General features: G+C 44.1%; 3 protein-coding genes. All 3 read right to left on the bottom strand.

Going from position 1 to position 2133, the window contains the following annotated elements; genetic code table 11:
- Positions 1-77: 77 nt before the first annotated feature.
- Positions 78-500: a YolD-like family protein gene (locus tag GRP75_RS25075; RefSeq protein WP_160790680.1), complete on the bottom strand. Its 423-nt coding sequence runs from the start codon at positions 498-500 to the stop codon at positions 78-80.
- 16 nt (positions 501-516) lie between these two features.
- On the bottom strand, positions 517-1185 hold the full coding sequence (locus tag GRP75_RS25080; protein ID WP_013310967.1) for a uracil-DNA glycosylase: 669 nt from the start codon (positions 1183-1185) through the stop codon (positions 517-519).
- Positions 1186-1441: 256 nt separating this feature from the next.
- Positions 1442-2107: an S-layer homology domain-containing protein gene (locus GRP75_RS25085; protein WP_160790681.1), complete on the bottom strand. Its 666-nt coding sequence runs from the start codon at positions 2105-2107 to the stop codon at positions 1442-1444.
- Positions 2108-2133: the final 26 nt, after the last annotated feature.

Genomic DNA, 2133 nt, shown 5'->3' on the forward strand with positions numbered 1-2133 from the left:
TTAACAATCCCATTACTTTTATCGTTTAGCAGCTAACTAAATTGAACCCTTCATCAAAAAAAGGTGAATAATTACAGTTAAAGTTCTCCACGTAGTGACCTTACTACAAACAAATGCTCTTCTTTAGATAAGGTTTGTCCATCTTCAAGAATTACATCGTGTGCCGAGTGGCTAACCAGCTTTACATTATAAGCAATCAGCTGATCCTCTCTCCAAATCGTCACTGCCGACTGAAAATGAATGGCATTATCAAACTGTAACGGAACGCTCATTACATAACCGATAGCGTTCAGCTTCGCCGGATGGCGGCATCTACGTTCACGCCCCGGAGGAAGCATGGTAATATGCGTAATATTTTCAAAAGGAATAGCCAGCATTTTCGGGCCTAAAATAACACACTTTCGTATATCATCCCATTTTTCAAGCGTGCCGCGCACCTTCTGGGTATGACCGTTGTTGCCGTGATATAAAATGACCTGACGTCCCTTCCACTGACGCATGTCCTCACCTCCAGTGCTAGCGGTTAGGAATCTCCCACCGAATAGGCTCCATTCCATGCTCCTGCAAAAATGCATTGGTACGCGAAAAAGGCTTGCTGCCAAAAAAGCCTCTGTGAGCCGCCAATGGACTTGGATGAACGGATTTCAGCACCAAATGCTTGCTGGTATTCACGAAGCTTGCTTTTTTCTGAGCATGGCTCCCCCACAAAATAAACACTGCTGGCTGCTCGCGTTCATTAATCGCTTCAATGACAGCATCCGTGAAACGTTCCCAACCTATTCCCTGGTGAGATTGCGGTTGTCCTTCACGCACGGTTAACACGTTGTTTAGCAGCAGCACACCTTGCTCAGCCCAAGGCACGAGGTATCCCTGATTCGGAATGGGAGTGCCGATATCATCGCGAAGCTCCTTGTATATATTTAGTAGAGATGGCGGTGTTCGCACACCAGGTCTAACAGAAAAGCTCAAACCGTGAGCTTGTCCCTCTCCATGATATGGATCCTGTCCCAATATAACCGCTTTGGTCAGATGAAATGGCGTTAATTTAAGTGCGGAAAACAAGTCTTCTTTTGGAGGATATACCTTATGTAACTTGTACTCTCTGGCTAACGTATACCTTAATTCATTAAAGTATGGCTTTTCGACCTCTTCTCGTAGTACATCATCCCAGTCATTTCCAAACATACCCCTGTCTCCTCTCAATATGTAGATCTGTGAAAACGGTAAGCTTTTTGATCCAAAAAAATAAGCTGAACTCCTCATCCGGAGCCAGCTTATTTATTCGTTACCTGTGTTATATGCCGAAGGACCAGGAAAATATCCTTACGGTAATCAGCTACCGCAGGTCTAAATTCGATTTCCTTATTATAACATTAACGATAATGATGTCAAGTAACTGAAAGCTTAATTCCCTCAGAAGAAAAGCTCTTTATTGCTGTATTTATGACGATTTTGTATGAGCATTCAGGTATTCCAATGCATTATATAACATAACAGCAGCTTCGGCACGTGTAATCTCGCTTTTTGGATGAAACTTTTCACTTGCATCCAAGGTATTGACCTTGTAGACTAGCGAGCGTTGAATGCTACCTTGGTAAGAAGGCTCCAGTTCGCTCTCATCCGCAATATTCGCAGGTGCGATTTTAAACATCGGAAGAACGCCTGCTTTTTCCATGCCCTGAATCAGCATGTGGGTGAACTCTTCCTTAGTCAGGGTTTTTGAAGGAACGATATCCTTTGGAATCTCTACGCCATTATAATGCGCGTTGATAAAGGCTTCAGCATACCATGCAGTATCCTTAACATGGGTAAACAGTCCGCTGGCCTGTGGCGCCTTATTAAAATCAATAGCGGCCAAACTGAGCTGGAGTCCGCCGGAGATCAACTGAATGCCCTGGGCAGCGGTGACTTTAGATGACGGGAGAAACTGCGTGTCAGAGGCACCTTTGAGCAGACCCTGATCTTTAAGGGATATAATTTTTTCTTTGCCGCTTACGTTGTCCAAATCCTTGAATTGACGGTCTGCCGCAGACATTTGACCTCCAACGGAGAAGGACAAAATGGCTACAGTTGTAATGGCTGCAAATGCACTTTTTCTCATGTTCATGTCAAGTTCCACCTTGTAGTTGAATT

Origin of the sequence: Paenibacillus sp. OT2-17 (genome assembly GCF_009827695.1) — a bacterium.
Classification (GTDB): domain Bacteria; phylum Bacillota; class Bacilli; order Paenibacillales; family Paenibacillaceae; genus Paenibacillus; species Paenibacillus polymyxa_B.

Bases quoted from the DNA above. Each gene is read 5' to 3' on its own strand.
- GRP75_RS25075 (WP_160790680.1), bottom strand. From the start codon at position 500: ATGCGTCAGTGGAAGGGACGTCAGGTCATTTTATATCACGGCAACAAC.
- GRP75_RS25085 (WP_160790681.1), bottom strand. From the start codon at position 2,107: ATGAACATGAGAAAAAGTGCATTTGCAGCCATTACAACTGTAGCCATT.
- GRP75_RS25080 (WP_013310967.1), bottom strand. From the start codon at position 1,185: ATGTTTGGAAATGACTGGGATGATGTACTACGAGAAGAGGTCGAAAAG.